This window comes from Pseudomonas sp. MF7453 (assembly GCF_016405455.1).
In the GTDB taxonomy this organism is placed as follows: domain Bacteria; phylum Pseudomonadota; class Gammaproteobacteria; order Pseudomonadales; family Pseudomonadaceae; genus Aquipseudomonas; species Aquipseudomonas paralactis.
Window position 1 is genome coordinate 188169 of record NZ_JAEKCN010000006.1, and the last position, 18595, is coordinate 206763.

16 protein-coding genes and 1 pseudogene are annotated in these 18595 nt (G+C 57.5%); 8 read left to right on the forward strand and 9 right to left on the reverse strand.

Features of this window, described 5'->3' with window-relative positions; translation table 11 throughout:
- Positions 1-51: 51 nt before the first annotated feature.
- The 4 genes from JFT63_RS11670 (at position 52) to rarD (ending at position 5243) form a co-directional block, all read left to right on the forward strand.
- Entirely contained in the window at positions 52-1362 is a 1311-nt protein-coding gene (locus JFT63_RS11670; RefSeq protein WP_057703356.1) for an MFS transporter, read from the forward strand.
- A 177-nt stretch (positions 1363-1539) separates the two neighbouring features.
- Positions 1540-2400: a hypothetical protein gene (locus JFT63_RS11675; RefSeq protein ID WP_198843991.1), complete on the forward strand. Its 861-nt coding sequence runs from the start codon at positions 1540-1542 to the stop codon at positions 2398-2400.
- 768 nt (positions 2401-3168) lie between these two features.
- Positions 3169-4185, forward strand: coding sequence for an aldo/keto reductase (locus tag JFT63_RS11680; protein ID WP_198707854.1), 1017 nt, complete (start codon positions 3169-3171; stop codon positions 4183-4185).
- Between the two features lie 176 nt (positions 4186-4361).
- Positions 4362-5243, forward strand: a complete 882-nt coding sequence (gene rarD, locus JFT63_RS11685; protein WP_057703359.1) for an EamA family transporter RarD — start codon at positions 4362-4364, stop codon at positions 5241-5243.
- Between the two features lie 51 nt (positions 5244-5294).
- Here the strand turns inward: rarD and JFT63_RS11690 are convergent, their stop codons facing one another.
- From JFT63_RS11690 to JFT63_RS11700, 3 genes and pseudogenes are all read right to left on the reverse strand, one after another.
- Positions 5295-6497 (reverse strand): dermonecrotic toxin domain-containing protein, encoded by a 1203-nt coding sequence (locus JFT63_RS11690; protein WP_198843992.1) that lies wholly within the window; start codon positions 6495-6497, stop codon positions 5295-5297.
- A 166-nt stretch (positions 6498-6663) separates the two neighbouring features.
- The gene (hppD, locus tag JFT63_RS11695; protein WP_057703361.1) at positions 6664-7740 is read right to left on the reverse strand and encodes a 4-hydroxyphenylpyruvate dioxygenase; all 1077 of its coding nucleotides are present in this window, start codon (positions 7738-7740) and stop codon (positions 6664-6666) included.
- Positions 7741-7985: 245 nt separating this feature from the next.
- Positions 7986-8162, reverse strand: a pseudogene (locus JFT63_RS11700) (EamA family transporter); the annotation flags it as partial.
- 71 nt (positions 8163-8233) lie between these two features.
- Between JFT63_RS11700 and JFT63_RS11705 the strand changes: the two are divergent.
- Both JFT63_RS11705 and JFT63_RS11710 read left to right on the forward strand, forming a co-directional pair.
- Positions 8234-9775 carry an EAL domain-containing protein gene (locus JFT63_RS11705; protein ID WP_198843993.1) on the forward strand — a complete coding sequence of 514 codons (1542 nt, stop codon included), beginning with the start codon at positions 8234-8236 and terminating at the stop codon, positions 9773-9775.
- Positions 9776-9949: 174 nt separating this feature from the next.
- Entirely contained in the window at positions 9950-10315 is a 366-nt protein-coding gene (locus JFT63_RS11710) for a histone-like nucleoid-structuring protein, MvaT/MvaU family (RefSeq protein WP_032875443.1), read from the forward strand.
- Positions 10316-10428: 113 nt separating this feature from the next.
- Here JFT63_RS11710 and JFT63_RS11715 read toward each other — a convergent pair whose 3' ends face one another.
- Entirely contained in the window at positions 10429-10965 is a 537-nt protein-coding gene (locus JFT63_RS11715; protein WP_057703621.1) for a DUF4946 domain-containing protein, read from the reverse strand.
- 178 nt (positions 10966-11143) lie between these two features.
- On the opposite strand from JFT63_RS11715, the gene gloA reads away from it, so the two are divergent.
- Positions 11144-11665 (forward strand): lactoylglutathione lyase, encoded by a 522-nt coding sequence (gloA, locus tag JFT63_RS11720; protein WP_057703363.1) that lies wholly within the window; start codon positions 11144-11146, stop codon positions 11663-11665.
- An 82-nt stretch (positions 11666-11747) separates the two neighbouring features.
- Here the strand turns inward: gloA and ahpF are convergent, their stop codons facing one another.
- The 3 genes from ahpF to JFT63_RS11735 all read right to left on the reverse strand — a co-directional run bounded on the left by ahpF (position 11748) and on the right by JFT63_RS11735 (position 15073).
- Positions 11748-13313 carry an alkyl hydroperoxide reductase subunit F gene (gene ahpF, locus JFT63_RS11725; protein ID WP_057703364.1) on the reverse strand — a complete coding sequence of 522 codons (1566 nt, stop codon included), beginning with the start codon at positions 13311-13313 and terminating at the stop codon, positions 11748-11750.
- Between the two features lie 130 nt (positions 13314-13443).
- Positions 13444-14007, reverse strand: a complete 564-nt coding sequence (gene ahpC, locus JFT63_RS11730; RefSeq protein WP_003191303.1) for an alkyl hydroperoxide reductase subunit C — start codon at positions 14005-14007, stop codon at positions 13444-13446.
- Positions 14008-14140: 133 nt separating this feature from the next.
- Positions 14141-15073 (reverse strand): site-specific integrase, encoded by a 933-nt coding sequence (locus JFT63_RS11735; protein ID WP_198843994.1) that lies wholly within the window; start codon positions 15071-15073, stop codon positions 14141-14143.
- A 169-nt stretch (positions 15074-15242) separates the two neighbouring features.
- Here JFT63_RS11735 and JFT63_RS11740 point away from each other — a divergent pair, with 169 nt between their 5' ends.
- Entirely contained in the window at positions 15243-16250 is a 1008-nt protein-coding gene (locus JFT63_RS11740; RefSeq protein ID WP_198843995.1) for a DNA-binding protein, read from the forward strand.
- Here JFT63_RS11740 and gorA read toward each other — a convergent pair whose 3' ends face one another.
- The gene (gene gorA / locus JFT63_RS11745) at positions 16251-17609 is read right to left on the reverse strand and encodes a glutathione-disulfide reductase (RefSeq protein WP_198843996.1); all 1359 of its coding nucleotides are present in this window, start codon (positions 17607-17609) and stop codon (positions 16251-16253) included.
- Between the two features lie 105 nt (positions 17610-17714).
- Positions 17715-18554 (reverse strand): UTP--glucose-1-phosphate uridylyltransferase GalU, encoded by an 840-nt coding sequence (galU, locus tag JFT63_RS11750; protein ID WP_003173830.1) that lies wholly within the window; start codon positions 18552-18554, stop codon positions 17715-17717.
- Positions 18555-18595: the final 41 nt, after the last annotated feature.

Genomic DNA, 18595 nt, shown 5'->3' on the forward strand with positions numbered 1-18595 from the left:
GGTCAACGTTACCCTCGCGCCGCGAAAAATCATAATAAAGAGAGAATCCCCATGCCACAGAGCGCCACTGCCGCACTGGCCAGCGATGACGATAAAAACGCCATCTACAAGCGCATCACCCTGCGCCTGATCCCCTTCATCTTCATCTGCTATCTGTTCAACTACCTCGACCGGGTCAACGTTGGCTTTGCCAAGTTGCAGATGCTCGATGCATTGAAGTTCAGCGAAACCGTGTACGGCCTGGGCGCCGGGATTTTCTTTATCGGCTATGTGCTGTGCGGCGTGCCGAGCAACCTGGCACTGACCCGGTTTGGACCACGGCGCTGGATTGCGCTGATGATGATCGTGTGGGGCACGCTGTCTACGTGTCTGCTGTTCGTGACCACCCCTACGCACTTTTACACCTTGCGCCTGTTTACCGGCGCCGCCGAGGCTGGCTTCTTCCCCGGTGTGGTGCTGTACCTCTCCCAGTGGTTCCCGACCTTCCGCCGTGGGCGGATCATGGCGCTGTTCATGTCGGCGATCCCGGTATCGGGCTTGCTCGGCAGCCCGTTTTCCGGCTGGATTCTCAACCACTTCGCCGCCGGCCAAGGGGGCTTGGCCGGCTGGCAGTGGATGTTCCTGCTGCAAGGCATCCCCACCGTAATCCTCGGCGCCCTCGCCTACTTCCTGCTCAGTGACAGTTTCGCCAACGCCAAGTGGCTCAAACCCCATGAGCGCGCCGTGTTGGAAGCCGACCAGGCCACTGACCTGGCGAACAAGCCCGTAACCACCAGCGACTCGCTGGCCGAAGTGTTCAAGAACCCGGCGATCTGGGCGTTCGGCCTGATCTACTTCTGCATCCAGAGCGGCGTGTACGCCATCAACTTCTGGTTGCCGTCAATTATCAAGAGCCTGGGTTTCAGCGATAACCTGGTGATTGGCTGGCTCAGTGCGATCCCCTATTTGCTCGCGGCGGTGTTCATGTTGCTGGTGGGCCGCTCCGCTGATTTGCGCAAGGAACGCCGCTGGCATTTGGTAGTGCCCATGCTGATGGGCGCAATCGGCCTGGTGATTGCGGTGAACTTCGCCACTACGCCTGCCATCGCCATTCTTGGCCTGACCATCGCCACCATGGGTGCTCTCACCGGACTGCCAATGTTCTGGCCGGTGCCCACTGCCATGCTTAGTGCAGGCGCGGCGGCGGGTGGTCTGGCGCTGATTAACTCCATGGGGCAGATGGCGGGCTTTCTCAGCCCCTATATCGTGGGGTTTGTGAAAGACGCTACCGGATCCACTGATGTGGCGCTGTACTTGCTGGCGGCGGTGATTGTGGGGGGGAGCGTGTTGGCGTTGCGCATGACCCGTACCCTCAAGGCATAACAGTAAGCGGCGTCAGGCTTCAAGGCGCTTGCGCCTGCTTGGCGCGTTAACCTAAAGCACGATCTGGAATTAAAAAGCCGTCACTTAAACCTGTCATACCTGACAGTATCCAGCACTTTCGAGGTTTCTTACGCTGTCGGTGTGGCGATTGCCCACCGACCGCAGAGGAGCGTTGACATGACTGGCAAAACAGCAAAAAACACTGAAGGGACGTTTGAAGTCACCGTCCGGGGTGACCTGCACATTGATTTCACCGGCGACGCCGGCGAGATGCGGCTGCACCGAGATCCCAGCGAAGAATGGCATTTGGCAGGGCTCCACCGTTTATCCGAGGCGCCCGAAGACTACCTGGCCTGTGATGTGTACCTGCCCGCCGATCTCCCCCTGGACGCAACTCCACATACTTATAATTTTGCAGATGGCAAAGCCAGGCTCCACTTTTGGACCCGCGAACACCAGGGCAACCAAACTTATGTCGCATTTGAAGGAACGGTGGTAGTGGCTTTCGATGGCACGCATATAACCGCGTCGTTCAACTGTACCGCAGCCTTTGGAAGCAGCCGGTTAACGCTCGACGGTAAGGCGGAACTGACCGGCCTTTCAACTGGCCTTACCGCACAGTACCCCGCAAAGGGCCACCTGAGCGCTACTTTCGTGGGGGGACCGCATCCAGGGCCCCATTTCGTCGCCAATGAACTGAGAATTGACAGCTCAAACTTTGATGGACATAGACCGGATCGTTGGATCTTTATAGGCGAGCACAAGGATGACGGGCTGCCGCAGGTTCGTAATATTATCGGGATCGTCATCGACAAAGCCGCGAGCGGTCTGAAGCACGACTTGGCGGGAAACAATCAGGTTCGGATTCAGTATCAACGGGTGCCCGGCTTGGCCTTTACTGCATACGCGGGCGAGCTGTTGCTGGATGAACTGGCTTCCGATGATAAAGCCTCAGGCACTTTTACCTGCTCGTTCCAGGCATACGACGGGCAAGAGTTCACGCTGGTCGATGGTAACTTTGCGCTGAACAGGGCTTGAGTTGGCTTTGCTTCCTGTCAAGGTTGGCTTGTCACCCACCGCACGGGTATCTACACAACTTTGGTGCGAAGCCGGACCTGTGGGAGGGGGCTTGCCCCCGATGGCGGCCTGGCAGCCGGTCAGGATGCTGGATCAGATCGAGTACATATCCGTTGTTTGGGTAACGGCCATTATTGGTTCCGCTTTTACAGCGGGTCACTTTTGAAAAGAGCCCAAAAGTAACCAAAAGGCTCTTGCCCCACCACTCGGCACCTCGCTTAGGCTCGGTGTGCCCGTAATCCGCCATGGATTTGGGGGGCCGCCGCCACGCGCCATCCATGGCGCGGGGCGGCTAAACCGGCATCCCTGCCGGTTTACCCCCCAAATCCCTGTCGAATTCCGGCCAGCGTGGTTTGACGGGGCGCCTAAGATCAAGAGCAGATCAAGAGCAAGAGCAAGAGCGGCCCGCTTCGCATCGTGGTTACTGTTGGCGACTGCAAAGTTGTGTAGATACTTATGCACCCCACCGGCAAGCCAACGCCTGTTTTACAACCGCCCACTGCCACTTCTTCCGTCCGCCCCCTGCGCCCAACAGACAATGCCCCGTTACATCAACTGATGTGCCCTCACCGCCTGCACGTGTCGGAGCGGGTGTAAGTGCTGCGTCGCTTTTTACAGGCACGCTGCCAGACATTGCTGCGCACATGAAGAAATACGCCCAGGGCTTGTTCCAGAGCCGTCGGGTCTGGTATTGCATGACTCACATTTGCCTGCCACAAGGAGCTTTGCATGATTTACCGCACATTGGGCCAGTCCGGGTTGAAGGTCAGCGCACTGACGCTCGGCACCATGATGTTTGGCGAACAGACCAGCACCGAAGACTCTCTGCGTATCATCGACAAGGCCTGGGACCAGGGCATCAATTTTATCGACACCGCCGATGTCTACACCGGCGGGCGCTCCGAAGAGATCGTCGGCGAAGCCATTGCGCGCAATCGCCAGGATTGGGTGCTGGCCACCAAAGTCGGTTTCGGCCCCGCCGATGGTTTGCCCAATCGCAGCGGGTTGAACCGCAAGCGCATCTTCAATGCGTTGGAAGCCAGCCTGACGCGCCTGGATACCGATTATCTGGACATTTACTACCTGCACCGTGAAGACCACGGCACGCCTCTGGAGGTGACTGTGTCGGCCATCGGAGACCTGATCCGCCAAGGCAAGATCCGCTACTGGGGCCTGTCCAATTACCGCGGGTGGCGCATCGCTGAAGTGATTCGCGTGGCCGAACGTCTGGGGGTGGATAAACCCATCATCAGTCAGCCGCTGTATAACATCGTCAACCGCCAGGCCGAGGTCGAGCAAATCACCGCGGCGGCAGCCTATGGTTTGGGTGTGGTGCCTTACAGCCCGCTGGCACGAGGAGTGCTCAGTGGCAAGTACGCGCCTGACGTTACACCCGAGCCAGGCAGCCGTGCCGCGCGCCAGGACAAGCGCATCCTGGAAACCGAATGGCGGGTTGAGTCGCTGCGCATCGCCCAGCTGATCCAGCAATACACCCAGGGACGTGGCGTGGGGATTGTAGAGTTCGCCATCGCCTGGGTGCTGAACAACGCGGCAGTGAGTTCGGCAATTGTCGGGCCGCGTACCGAGGCGCAGTGGGATGCCTACACTCGCGCGCTGGAGGTCAACGTCACAGCTGAGGATGAGGCATTCATTGATTCGCTGGTCACGCCAGGGCATTCCTCCACACCGGGGTTCAATGATGTGGGCCATTTCGTTTCCGGCCGAGTGGCGTTGCCAGCGGGCTGACATCTGCCTGATGCCTTGAGAAGAACCGGTAAAACTGAGGCGAGGGAGCAAGCTCGCTCGCCTCAGGTGATTGGATGTCTGCTCTAGTGCTTAACCGGCAGGCACATTCTATTTCTCGCAAAAACCGCCATACTCCGCCCTTGAACTGGATATGAATCGGCTTTCGCGAGGACAGCGTGTCTAAAGGTGTAGTGTTATCGGTCTTGGCCTCGGTGTTGTTTGCCGTGATGTATTACTTCACGTCACTGCTCACACCGTTGAGTGGCCTGGAGATTTTTGGCTGGCGCATGTTGCTCACCGTCCCATGCATGACGGTGTTCATGATCGTCAGCGGCGAATGGCGTCGGGTGTGGGAATTGCTGCGCATGCTGGCGGCCAGGCCGCGCCTGATCGGCGGCGTACTGGTGTCCTCTGCCTTGCTCGGTGTGCAATTGTGGCTGTTTATGTGGGCGCCGCTGAATGGGCGCAGCCTGGATGTGTCGGTGGGGTACTTTCTGCTGCCGCTGACCATGGTGCTCACCGGGCGCCTGGTCTACGGCGAGCGGTTGTCACGGTTGCAGCAGATCGCCGTGGTGTTTGCGGTGCTGGGCGTACTGAACGAGTTGTATCAGGCCGGTGGTTTTTCCTGGGCAACCCTGGTGGTGATCATCGGCTACCCGGTGTATTTCGTGGTGCGCAAATACCTGACCACCGACCATTTGGGTGGGCTGTGGCTGGATATGGCGCTCATGCTGCCGGTAGCCTGGTGGTTTGTGCAGAGCGGCGAACAGGGCTTTGCGGTGCTCGATGCACATCCCAAACTCTACGCGCTGATTCCGATGCTGGGTTTGATCAGCGCTTCGGCACTGGTGAGCTACATCATTGCCAGTCGCTTGCTGGCGTTCAGCCTGTTCGGGCTACTCAGCTATGTGGAGCCAGTGCTGCTGCTGGCTGTGGCGTTGCTGTTGGGCGAAGGGATCGAGGGCGGACAGTGGCTGACCTATATTCCGATCTGGCTGGCGGTGATGGTGCTGGTGTATGAAGGGTTCAAGCATTTGGTGCGTCAGCGCCGGGCCTGAATAGAGGGTGTGGGGGTATCCGTACCCCTCGTTATTACGGCGAGGATGGAATCAGGTCCTCACCTCTGGGGACGGTTCTTCGTACGTGCCGGCCTTTTCTTCGATGGTATCGGCCAGCTCATTTAACCTTTTTCTCCAGGTGCCATAACGGGGAATATTGCTCTGTATGGTGTGACCCACACTTTCCAAGCGGGCATCCATCGTTTCTTTATCGACACCAAACACCTTGCCGATCCGATTGTCATGGTTCAATTCAAGCAGCGTTCCCGCCACAGGGTTTTTCAGTATTTCCTCAATAGAGGTGGCAACGTCGTCAGGAACGCCTAGCTCTTTGAGTGCCGTCCCAATACTGTGCCCTGGGTTTCTGAGCTGCTTCACAAGTTCATCCAAAAGCCCGCGCAAGTCATTAGCCCCAGAGTTGTCCAGCGCGCTGCTGACGACTTTGTGCAGGAACTTTTTTTGCGTCATCGGTATGAGCGCTTTGTGTTCGTTCAGCCCGTTTTGAACAAAGAAATATTCGTTCTTCCCTCTGGCCCCTTGTAGGTTTCCGTAAGCGTCGAAAGAATAAAGCACCACCTGTCCATCTGGCTGACGCCCTTGATAAATGGGCGTGCCCTTGGGCCCGACACCCACGTATTTCCATTCGCAGAGCCCTTCAAACGGAACGACGTCCATGTTCAGGCGCTCAAAGACGTCGCCCTTCACGATCGCAAAACGCCCCACCACTACGTTGGTGTCGCCGGCTTCGAACTGAACCAGGCTCTGCTCCACCCGTCCCTGCTGCCCTGGTGATCTCGAATTGGCAAAGTGCCGTACAAATTGGGCCCGCGCAATCGGGTCTGTGGCTACAGCCTTAACCCAGTCAGTCATCTGTTCGACGGTATCGAACTCGTGAAACGACATGAATTCATCTTCCGGCATATACACAACAAAATTGGGGCCTTCGGTCGAGGGGGGGACCCGCTGGATCATTACCATATCCTGGGATTGAAACCCGTTGACGGCAAATGTCGAGACCTGCACACCAGGGGCTCCGGCTTTATCTGGGTACACAACCGCCTTCACCAACGCGTGCCCTCTGGCAGTTAAGTCACCACTGCGAAACTGTTCTTCACCCTCATCGCAAAAGCGCTTGCGCGCCATGTTGATGGGATCGACGTTATGGGTCGAGCGCACATTGCGGACGGGGTCTGCGTGCTGCGGTGAGATCGGAGCACCTGACGGCGGTTTTAGAGTAGGAGAATTCACATTCATAAGCGCACCTCTTCGGAATTGAAGCGCAGGTTTTTCTGCGCTCCTCGCCTCTATGTGATTTTTTAAGAAACATCTGTTCCTGTTTCACCGCCCACCAATTGCAACTCGGTATAACAGACACAAAAAAGCCCGGTAAAAACCGGGCCGTTTTGCTTTAACGAAGTACTCAGTCGGTAGTCAGCACACCACGCCGCACCTGGTCGCGCTCAATCGACTCGAACAGCGCCTTGAAATTGCCTTCGCCAAATCCATCGTCGCCCTTGCGCTGGATGAATTCGAAGAACACCGGCCCCATCAGGGTTTCCGAGAAGATCTGCAACAGCAGACGCTTATCGCCAGCAACCGACGAACCGTCCAGCAGGATGCCACGCGATTGCAACTGGTCCACCGGCTCACCATGGTTCGGCAGGCGGCCTTCAAGCATTTCGTAGTAGGTGTCTGGCGGTGCGGTCATAAAGCGCATGCCGATCTTCTTCAGCGCGTCCCAGGTTTTGACCAGGTCGTCGGTGAGGAATGCCACGTGTTGAATGCCTTCGCCATTGAACTGCATCAGGAACTCTTCGATCTGGCCGGCGCCCTTGGACGATTCTTCGTTCAGCGGGATGCGGATCTTGCCGTCCGGCGCGCTCATGGCCTTGGAGGTCAGGCCGGTGTACTCGCCCTTGATGTCGAAATAGCGCGCTTCGCGGAAGTTGAACAGTTTTTCGTAGAAGTTGGCCCAATAGATCATGCGCCCGCGATAGACGTTGTGGGTCAGGTGGTCGATAACCTTGAGGCCAGCGCCTACCGGGTTGCGGTCAACGCCTTCGAGATAGACGAAATCAATGTCATAGATCGAGTTGCCTTCGCCGAAGCGGTCGATCAGGTACAACGGTGAACCGCCGATGCCTTTGATCGCCGGCAGGTTCAGCTCCATCGGCCCGGTTTCAATATGGATCGGCTGAGCGCCCAGTTCCAGGGCCCGGTTGTAGGCTTTTTGCGAGTCCTTGACGCGGAACGCCATGCCGCACACCGAGGGGCCGTGTTCGGCCGCGAAATAAGCGGCAAGACTGCCCGGCTCGTTGTTGAGGATCAGGTTGATCTCGCCCTGGCGATACAGGTGCACATCTTTGGAACGGTGGGTCGCCACCTTGGTGAAGCCCATGATCTCGAAGATCGGCTCCAGCGTGCCGGGCGTCGGCGATGCGAATTCGATAAATTCAAAGCCCGTCAGGCCCATTGGGTTTTCATATTGGTCGGTCATTTCGATGCCTCATCATTCTTGTAAGTAGCAATTGATCAGTTGCGAGCAAGGATGAGGTTCGAGGGTGGCGCACAGGAAAGGCCCCGCACGCTGCGGGCGAGGAAGTCACCAAAGATGAGGGGGGAGCCGAGTAGCTTCATGGTGTCATCAGTCTCTGACGGCCGAGGCTTGCGTGAGCGCAAGTCCATATTCTTGTATGCGTAAACCGATTCTACACAGCGTAACCAGGTTTGTCCGTACTCTTATCAAATCCCCATTGCCCTGCTTCGTGCAAGGGGTTTGTTGCACAGATAGATACCCAGCAGAATCACCATGCCGCCCACCAGCATGGGCACGCTCAAGGCTTCGTCCAACAACAGTGCGCCGCAGATCACCGCCGTTAATGGGTTAAGGGCGATAAACACCCCCGAGCGCGTTGCGCTAGCAAGCGCACCTTCGTAATGCCATCTATCATCGGCACATCCCTTTCTTTTTGCGTAGATTGACTGCCCCTATGCCCCTGACCGCCAAAGGCCCGCGAGGGCGAGCCACACGTTATGTGATCAGCGCAACCTGTGGCCTGCTCCCGATTTTGCTGGGGGTGGTGATTCTTTATTGGCAAGCGGAACGCACGCTTGAACAAAGCACCACGCAAACGGCTCAGGAAGCGGTACGCCAATTCGACTTGATGCTCGACAATACTGCCCTCGCCGCTCGAGATTTGCTGCCATTGGCGGGTAAGCCCTGCGATAACGCGGCGAAACTGGCGCTGCGCGAACAGGTCACCCGCAGGCCGTTCGTACGCGCCACGACGTTGTCCTGGCAGGAAAACATTTACTGCACGTCACTGTTTGGCGGCGACAAACAATCGCAGGTCAACCCGGATGACTATGTGGGCGGCCGGTTGTGGCTAATGAATGGCAACCCTGTCACGCCGGATACGGCGTTGCTGGTTTATCGCCTGGTGGAGGGTGATCAAGGCGCGTTTGCCTCGATTGACAGCTACCACCTTACCAATGCCTTGCGCCTGATCAGCCGTTACGCCCACCTGGTGCTGCAAGTGGGACCCAACTGGCTGGATGCCGATGGCAAAGTGCACAACGATGCCGTGCCGGTATTTGCCGTGGCCCATCAGCATCTGGCGTCCGCGCGCTATCACTACAGCGTCGAGGCCGGTATGCCGGAAGGAGAAACCTGGCGTTATATGCAAGCCCGTTATCCCGCGTTATTCAGCCTGATGGTGTTCTTCGGTGTGCTGGCCGGCGTCCTCGCCCATTGGCTGCAAAAACGCTCGTCGGCACCCACCCAGGAACTGCAACGAGCATTAAGCGCCAACGAATTTATCCCGTATTTCCAACCCGTGGTGCGCGGTGATACACGTCAGTGGGCCGGTTGCGAAGTGCTGATGCGTTGGAAACATCCAAAAGAGGGTCTGGTGCGACCAGACCTGTTTATTCCCCTGGCCGAAGACTCCGGCCTCATCGTGCCGATGACTCGCGCCCTGCTGCGCCAGACCGCCGCGCAACTGGCGCCCCATGCCCAACGCTTCCACCCCGGCTTCCATATTGGCGTGAACATTACCGCGCGGCATTGCCAGGACCTTGAGCTGGTGACCGATTGCCAGGAATTCCTCGCCGCCTTCCCACCTGGCCGGGTCACCCTGGTACTGGAACTGACCGAACGCGAGCTGATCGAGCCCACCGAGACCACCCGCAGTCTGTTTGACGCCTTGCATCAGTTGGGGGTGATGATTGCGATCGATGACTTCGGCACCAGCCATTCCAGCCTCGGTTACTTGCGCAACTTCAATGTCGACTACTTGAAGATTGACCAGAGCTTCGTTGCCATGATCGGTGCGGATGCGCTGTCGCGGCATATACTGGACAGCATCATAGAACTGTCGGTCAAGCTTGACCTTGGCATTGTTGCCGAAGGTGTGGAAACAGCAGAACAGTGTGAATACCTCGTCGCCCAGGGTGTGGATTTCTTACAAGGTTACCTGTTCGGCAAGCCGTTACCCTGCGATGAATTCATTAAATCGTTAGGCCACCGCTGAAAGAGTGTTATTTGGACAGAAGACATGATTTACTCCAGAGAGATTAACTACTACAATTTTTCTGCCTGTGCAGAACTCGCAGAAGGGTCTTTTTCGTTGACGTCGTGTTAACGTTCCTGGCTTATAGCTTTGTCTGCAGTTGATATCAGCCACTACACTATTGGAGTACAGATTTTGTCCAGACTTGCCGAATTTCGCGCAGCAGAAAAAGCCCTTCAAGAGCAGCTGGCACAGCTGGAATCCTTGAAGAACGACGCAGGCTTGAAGAAAGAAATCGAATTCGAGGAAAAGCTCAAAAAGCTGATGGACAGCTACGGCAAAAGTCTGCGCGATGTCATCGCCATTCTTGATCCAGCCCCGCGCAAAGCGGGTGCAACCATCGCCGCAGCGCCCAAGCAGCGCCGTGCACGGGTCGTCAAGGTTTACCACAACCCGCATACCGGCGAGCTGATCGAGACCAAGGGCGGCAACCACCGCGGCCTGAAAGCGTGGAAAGAAGAGTACGGCGCCGCCACGGTAGATTCCTGGCTGCGCGGCTAATCACCCCGCACTAAAAAGAGCCCCGCACATGCGGGGCTTTTTTTGCGGTTGACGGTTCGAAAACGAACTTAACCAGCCGTTGATTTTGTTCAAAATCACTAAAATCGTTCGACTCAAAGTTTCAGGCTGTTACGTACCGAACTGACTTCGTCCTTGCTCGCCTCGTAGGCTTGCGCCTGGCCCGCGTAAGAAAATACATAGGCCTTATCTGTATCCACTGCGCCGACCAATGTTTGTGACAACACATGCCGCCCGTTTTCGGTTATCACGCAAGTAGTTTCCAACGCTTCAAGGCGACTCAATGTCGTAGGATGCATCTTGCTGCACACGCTTTGATAACCACCCTGGGCAAAATCCTTCTGAATCGATTTGCGCATTTCCAGTAACACGCCTGGAAGATTAACTTTATGTCCGGTTTCAATTGGCGTGCCGGTCAACTCCATGACCATCAGGGTTGCGCCGTTTTCATCATTCTTGATCGCGCGCTGGCGAGACACCTTCTGAGCCGTCACGGGGGCTTCGCCGTCGGGCAGGATTTCTTCGACCTGCCAGCCGCCGGGCCAATGAATTTCCGGGTCGGCCGCCAATACGAGCGGGCTCCCCAGCATCAGGCACAACGTACTCAACAGCGATTTACGAAACTCGATCATTGTGAAAAGCACCCAGGGTTCAAGCCGCAAAGTTTGCGGCCCCAGACCTGCCGCTCGCAAGGGCCGCGTGCGCTTTTTCATTTGGCGCGGCAGGCGCGCCTTGCGTATCATGAGCCGGCAGCACGGACGCTTGCCGCATGCCAAGGGACCGCTTTGCCCCATTTTTTCTGGAGGGCCCATGAGCCTGCACGAACTGAACACCTTCCCGGGCGTCACTGCCCAACCTGACACCGCCACTGCAAACTTCGTGTTCAACCACACCATGTTGCGGGTCAAAGACATCACCCAATCGCTGGACTTCTACACGCGCGTGCTGGGTTTCTCCCTGGTGGAAAAACGCGACTTCCCGGAAGCCGAATTCAGCCTGTATTTCCTGGCCCTGGTGGACAAGGCTCAAATCCCGGCCGACGCCGCCGAGCGCACCCAGTGGATGAAATCGATTCCGGGCATCCTTGAGCTGACCCATAACCACGGCACCGAAAACGACGCCGACTTTGCCTATCACAACGGCAATACCGACCCGCGCGGCTTCGGCCACATCTGCATTTCGGTGCCGGATATCGTCGCTGCGTGCGAGCGCTTCGAAGCGCTGGGTTGCGATTTCCAGAAGCGTCTGACGGATGGCCGCATGAAGAGCCTGGCCTTCATCAAGGACCCGGATGGTTACTGGGTCGAGATCATCCAGCCGGCGCCGATGTAACCCACGGCGCATCTGGCGCAGCACGCAGGAAACAAAAAGCCCCATGATCGCTCATGGGGCTTTTTGGTTTTACGCATGTCGCTTATGCCGGCGCTGATGTGCGAATCAGGTGGTCGAATGCACTCAGCGAAGCCTTGGCGCCCTCGCCTACCGCAATCACGATCTGCTTGTAGGGCACGGTAGTGACGTCACCGGCCGCAAACACACCAGGTAGCGAGGTCTCGCCACGGGCATCAACGATGATCTCGCCGCGAGGCGTCAGCTCCACAGTGCCTTTGAGCCAGTCGGTGTTGGGCAGCAAACCGATCTGTACGAAGATGCCTTCCAGGTCGATTGTCTTGAACTCACCACTGTCGCGGTCCTTGTAGGCAAGGCCGGTGACTTTCTGACCATCGCCTTTGACTTCGCTGGTGAGCGCACTGGTAATCACATCCACATTCGGCAAGCTGTAAAGCTTGCGTTGCAGCACGGCATCGGCGCGCAACTTGCTGTCAAACTCAAGCAGCGTGACGTGGCTGACGATCCCGGCCAGGTCAATAGCCGCTTCCACACCGGAGTTACCGCCGCCGATCACCGCAACACGCTTGCCCTTGAACAGCGGGCCATCGCAGTGCGGGCAAAAGCACACGCCCTTGGCTTTATATTCCTGCTCACCTGGCACACCCATCTCTCTCCAGCGGGCGCCAGTGGCCAGGATAACGGTCTTGGACTTGAGGGTCGCACCGCTTTCGAAGCGAATTTCGTGCAGCTCACCGGCGTTTTTCGCCGGCACCAGGCTGCTGGCGCGCTGCAGGTTCATGATGTCCACGTCGTACTGACGCACATGCGCTTCCAACGCACTGGCCAGTTTCGGCCCTTCGGTTTCCTGTACCGAGATAAAGTTCTCGATGGACATGGTGTCCAGCACCTGGCCACCAAAACGTTCAGCCGCCACGCCGGTACGGATACCTTTGCGAGCTGCGTAGATGGCCGCCGAGGAACCGGCAGGGCCGCCGCCGACCACTAATACATCGAACGCCTCTTTGGCACTGATTTTCTCGGCGGCTTTTTCGAGGCCGCTGGTGTCGAGTTTGGCGAGAATTTCTTCCAGGCCCATGCGACCCTGGCCGAAGTTCACCCCGTTCAAGTAGACACTGGGCACCGCCATGATCTGGCGCTCGTCGACTTCGGCCTGGAACAGCGCGCCGTCGATCGCTACGTGACGGATATTCGGATTCAGCACCGCCATCAGGTTCAGCGCCTGGACCACGTCCGGGCAGTTCTGGCACGACAGCGAAAAGTAAGTCTCGAAGCTGAACTCGCCTTTAAGCGCGCGGATCTGTTCAATCACTTCGACACTGGCCTTCGACGGGTGGCCACCGACTTGCAGCAGGGCCAGCACCAGCGAAGTAAATTCATGGCCCATGGGGATGCCGGCGAAACGCAGGCTGATATCGGCACCTGGGCGGTTGATGGAGAACGATGGCCTGCGCGCATCATCACCATCGGTTTTCAAGGTAATCAGTGTCGTCAGGCTGACGACGTCCTGCAAAAGAGCAAGCATTTCCTGGGATTTCGCGCCGTCGTCGAGGGAGGCGACGATCTCGATCGGCTGGGTGACCCGTTCCAGGTATGACTTCAACTGAGCTTTAAGATTGGCGTCCAACATACGGGCGATTTCCTGTTCATTCGGTTTATTGCAGACAAAAAAACGCCCGAGCGAATCTCGCCCGGGCGTTTTGAGGGCGGATGCAGCTTACTTAGGTGCGGATTCCCGCCCTTGATACGTCTTCACAGACTTAGATCTTGCCGACCAGGTCCAGGGACGGAGCCAAAGTGGCTTCGCCTTCTTTCCACTTGGCTGGGCACACTTCGCCTGGGTGAGCAGCAACGTATTGAGCAGCTTTGATTTTGCGCAGCAGCTCGGAAGCGTCACGGCCAACACCACCGTCATTCAGCTCAACGATCTTGATCTGACCTTCCGGGTTGATCACGAAAGTACCGCGGTCTGCCAGGCCAGCTTCTTCGATCAGCACGTCGAAGTTGCGGGAGATAGTCAGGGTCGGGTCGCCGATCATGGTGTACTGAATTTTGCCGATGGCTGGCGAAGTGTTGTGCCAGGCAGCGTGGGCAAAGTGGGTGTCGGTGGAAACGCTGTAGATTTCGACGCCCAGCTTCTGGAATTCGGCGTAGTTGTCAGCCAGGTCTTCCAGTTCGGTTGGGCAAACGAAGGTGAAGTCGGCTGGGTAGAAGAACACTACCGACCACTTGCCTTTCAGGTCAGCGTCGGTCACATCCACGAAGCTGCCGTTTTTGAAAGCGGTGGCTTTAAACGGTTTTACTTGGCTGTTGATGATAGGCATCGTTGACTCTCCGTCAGGGGTTAAGAAGTTGATGAGATGAATCCTACCGGCTCTGTCGGTCGATGGCTCATTGGCAAACCTGATGCTGACGATTGGCTTTCTCTATCGGATGACCGTATTAATAGAAGAAATTCTAAATCAGCGCTGGGTTCGCCAGGGTCATGCCCAGAAACGGCGTCGCTTCAACATAGCGCATGGCGGATTTCATGTCGTTCCACCCGACGTAATTCATCAGCGACTTCAAGTCCCAGCCACTGCGATGGGCCCAGGTAGCAAAGCCACGTCGCAAGGAGTGGCTGGTGTATTGCTCGGCGGGAATGCCTGCGCGCTCAAGCGCCTGACGCAATAACGGGATGACGCTATTGGGGTGCAGCCCCTCCTCGCCCAGGTTGCCCCAACGGTCGATGCCGCGAAACACCGGCCCGCGCACCAGTGCCGAGGCGCTGAGCCAGTCGCTGTAAGCCTGCACTGGGCACAAGCGCAGCAGCGCCGGTGTCTGGTAAGTCTTGCCGAGGTTGTCTCGATCACTTTTGCTGCGCGGCAGGTACAGGCTGATCCCGGCGCCGGGCACAGCCTGGACATGTTCAATACTCAATCGGCACAGCTCATCACTGCGAAACCCTCGCCAGAAGCCCAGCAAAATCAGCGCAGTGTCACGCTTGGCACGCAACAACCGAGGCTGATCCTGATTTTCGCCAGCCAGGGCTGCCTCAAGCGCCAGCGAAGTCACCACCTGCTCCAGGTGCTGTAACTGCAAAGGTTCAGCCTGCCGCTCGCGCGCCGGGTGCACGGCACGAATCCCCTTGAGCACCTTGCGCACCACCGGCGCTTTCGTCGGATCAGCAAAGCCCTGGCTGGTATGCCACTGCGCCAGTGCCGAGAGCCGCAGTTTCAAAGTGTTCACTGCCAGCACTCCGGCGTGCGCCACCAGATAACGCGCCACGCTGTCGCTGGTGGCAGGCAGGAACCCGCCCCAACTCACTTCAAAGTGCTCGATCGCCGCGCGGTAGCTGCGGCGCGTGTTGTCGCGGGTCGCAGCGTTGAGATATCGATCCAGGTCGCTCATGAGTGTCGTTTCGTACTGCCTTCAGCGGGAATGGCGGTTAAAACCGTTATGACACGGGATAATACGCCAATATCCCATCTGTTAAATCATGAATTTCAACGAGTTTTTATTCGTGTTAAAGTATGTATATACATACCATGTACCACAGTACTAAATCGACGGAGACTCCATGGCTCGCGGCGGCATAAACAAAGCAGTAGTTCAGACGGCACGCCTGGCAATCCTTGCCCGCGGTGAAAACCCCAGCATCGACGCGGTACGGATCGAGATGGGCAATACCGGCTCGAAAACCACTATTCATCGCTATTTAAAGGAGCTGGACGAAAGCGAAACCCGGCAGACCATCACCGAGGCGCCGATTGACGAGGAGCTTGGTGAGCTGGTTGCGCGCCTGGCCCAGCGCTTGAAAGACAAGGCTCAGGAGCCGATTGACCTGGCGCTGGCACAGTTCGAACAGCAGAAATCCGCCCTGCTCGCCCAGGTTGAAGCGCTTGAAGAGGCGCACACTCAGCTCAAGCAGCAATTTGATATCCAGGCTGCTGCCCTGGCGGAAGAAAGCGCTGCACTGCAAACCGCCGCCACCAGCCTGCAAACCGAGCAAACCCGTAACGCCGGGTTGAGCCAGGCGTGCAGCGATTACGAGTTAAGGCTCAACGACAAGGACGAGCAGATTCGCTCACTGGAAGAAAAACACCTGCACGCGCGCGATGCGCTTGAGCATTACCGCACTGCCATCAAGGAGCAGCGTGAGCAGGAACAGCGTCGCCATGAGGGCCAGTTGCAACAGGTACAGGCCGAACTGCGTCAGGCACAGCAAAGCGCACTGGTGCGTCAGGATGAAATCACCCAACTGCATCGCGATAACGAGCGCCTGCTGAGTGAGCAGCGAGTGACCGCCAAGGAATTGAATGCGCTGCAGGAGCAAGCACGCCAGGACCAGGCGCTGCAGCTGAAACTCAAGGAGCAACTCAGCCAGATCGACAGCGAACGCACCCTGCTCCAGGAACGCCTGCGGGTTGCCGTGCTGGACAGCCAAACGCGCCAAGCGGCCCTGCTTGAACACCAGCAGCACAACAAGGCGCTTGAGCTGGACCTGATCAAGGCCCAGGCAAGTATCGAAGCCCTGCGCCTGGCGACCGTCGTTGCAACGGCGCCAGAGACAGCAGAACCAACCTGATCAGTCCGCCACAGGCGTGCGCATGGTGACGAATTCTTCCGCCGCCGTAGGATGCACGCCGATGGTTTCATCGAAATGCTGCTTGGTCGCGCCCGCCTTGAGCGCGATCGCCAGCCCTTGCACGATTTCACCCGCATCCGGGCCGACCATGTGGCAACCCAACACTTTGTCGGTGTCGGCGTCGACCACCAGCTTCATCAAGGTCTTTTCCTGGCAATCGGTCAGGGTCAGCTTCATCGGCCGGAACCGGCTTTCAAAGATCTGCACGTTGTGACCATTTTTGCGCGCATCTTCTTCTGTCAGGCCGACTGTGCCGATATTCGGCAGGCTGAACACCGCCGTCGCGATGTTGGCGTAATCCACTGCGCGGTATTGCTCGGGCTTGAACAACCGCCGCGCCACGGCCATGCCTTCAGCCAGGGCCACCGGCGTCAGTTGCACCCGACCAATCACATCGCCAATCGCCAGGATCGAAGGCTCGGCGGTCTGGTAGAGATCATCCACCTCGACAAAACCGCGCTCGTCCAGCTTCACGCCGGTATTTTCCAGGCCCAGGTTATCCAGCATCGGACGGCGGCCAGTGGCATAGAACACGCAATCGGCTTCCAGCACGCGGCCATCCTTCAAAGTGGCTTTGAGGCTGCCGTCGGCCTGCTTGTCAATACGCTCGATATCGGCATTGAACTGCAAGTCCAGGCCGCGCTTGGTCAGCTCTTCCTTCAGATGGGTGCGCACCGAACCATCAAAGCCGCGCAGGAACAAGTCACCGCGATACAGCAATGAGGTCTGCGCGCCCAAGCCGTGGAAGATGCCGGCGAACTCAACGGCGATATAACCACCGCCCACCACCAGCACGCGCTTGGGCAGCTCTTTAAGGAAGAATGCCTCATTGGAGCCAATGGCGTGCTCGCGCCCTGGAATCTCAGGGATCTGCGGCCAGCCGCCGGTAGCAATCAGGATGTGCTTGGCAGTGAAGCGCTCACCGTTGATCTCTACCTGATGAGCATCGACCAGGCGTGCATGCCCTTCATGCAGGGTCACGCCACTGTTGACCAACAGGTTGCGATAGATACCGTTGAGGCGGTTGATCTCGCGATCCTTGTTGGCGATCAGGGTCGCCCAATCAAAGTTCGCCTCGCCCAGGGACCAGCCAAAGCCGCTGGCCTGTTCAAAATCTTCGGCAAAATGCGCGCCGTATACCAACAGCTTCTTTGGCACGCAGCCGACGTTCACACAGGTGCCGCCCAGATAGCGGCTTTCCGCCACGGCCACCTTGGCACCGAAGCCTGCGGCAAAGCGCGCCGCACGAACACCGCCGGAACCGGCGCCAATTACATACAAGTCAAAATCGTAGGCCATTTCACTCTCCTCGGCAGTACACCAGCATACCGACTTACATGGGGCTGAAAAACGAAAAAGCCACCCGAAGGTGGCTTTCTCTTAAAACAGTGCGGCAAGCGCGAATCAGTAAGCCTTGCCCGTCTTGTAGAAGTGCTCGTAGCAGAAGTTGGTTGCTTCGATGTAGCCTTCGGCGCCACCGCAGTCAAAACGCTGCCCTTTGAACTTGTAGGCGATCACGCAACCGTCTTTGGCTTGCTTCAACAGCGCATCGGTGATCTGGATTTCGCCGCCCTTGCCCGGCTCGGTTTCTTCGATCAGCTTGAAGATGTCCGGGGTAAGGATGTAACGACCGATGATCGCCAGGTTCGACGGAGCATCTTCCGGCGCCGGCTTTTCGACCATGTCACGCACACGGATCAAACCATCGCCAATATCGTCGCCGGCGATAACGCCGTACTTGTTGGTTTCGGTCGGGTTGACTTCCATGACCGCAACGATGGTGCAGCGGTATTTCTGGTAGAGCTTGACCATCTGGGTCAGCACACCATCACCTTCCAGGTTCACACACAGGTCATCCGCCAGCACCACGGCGAACGGTTCGTCGCCGATCAGCGGACGGCCGGTAAGGATGGCGTGGCCGAGGCCTTTCATCTGAGTCTGACGGGTGTAAGAGAACGAACACTCGTCGAGCAGTTTACGGATACCGACCAGGTATTTTTCCTTGTCGGTGCCTTTGATCTGGTTTTCCAGCTCATAGCTGATGTCGAAGTGGTCTTCCAGGGCGCGCTTACCGCGGCCGGTAACGATGGAGATTTCGTTCAGGCCGGCATCCAGGGCTTCTTCCACGCCGTACTGAATCAGTGGCTTGTTCACCACCGGCAGCATCTCTTTGGGCATGGCTTTGGTCGCTGGCAAGAAGCGAGTGCCGTAACCGGCTGCTGGGAACAAGCATTTCTTGATCATATGAGTCCTTACAAAGGGCTGTGCGTACGGAATTCGGCGCA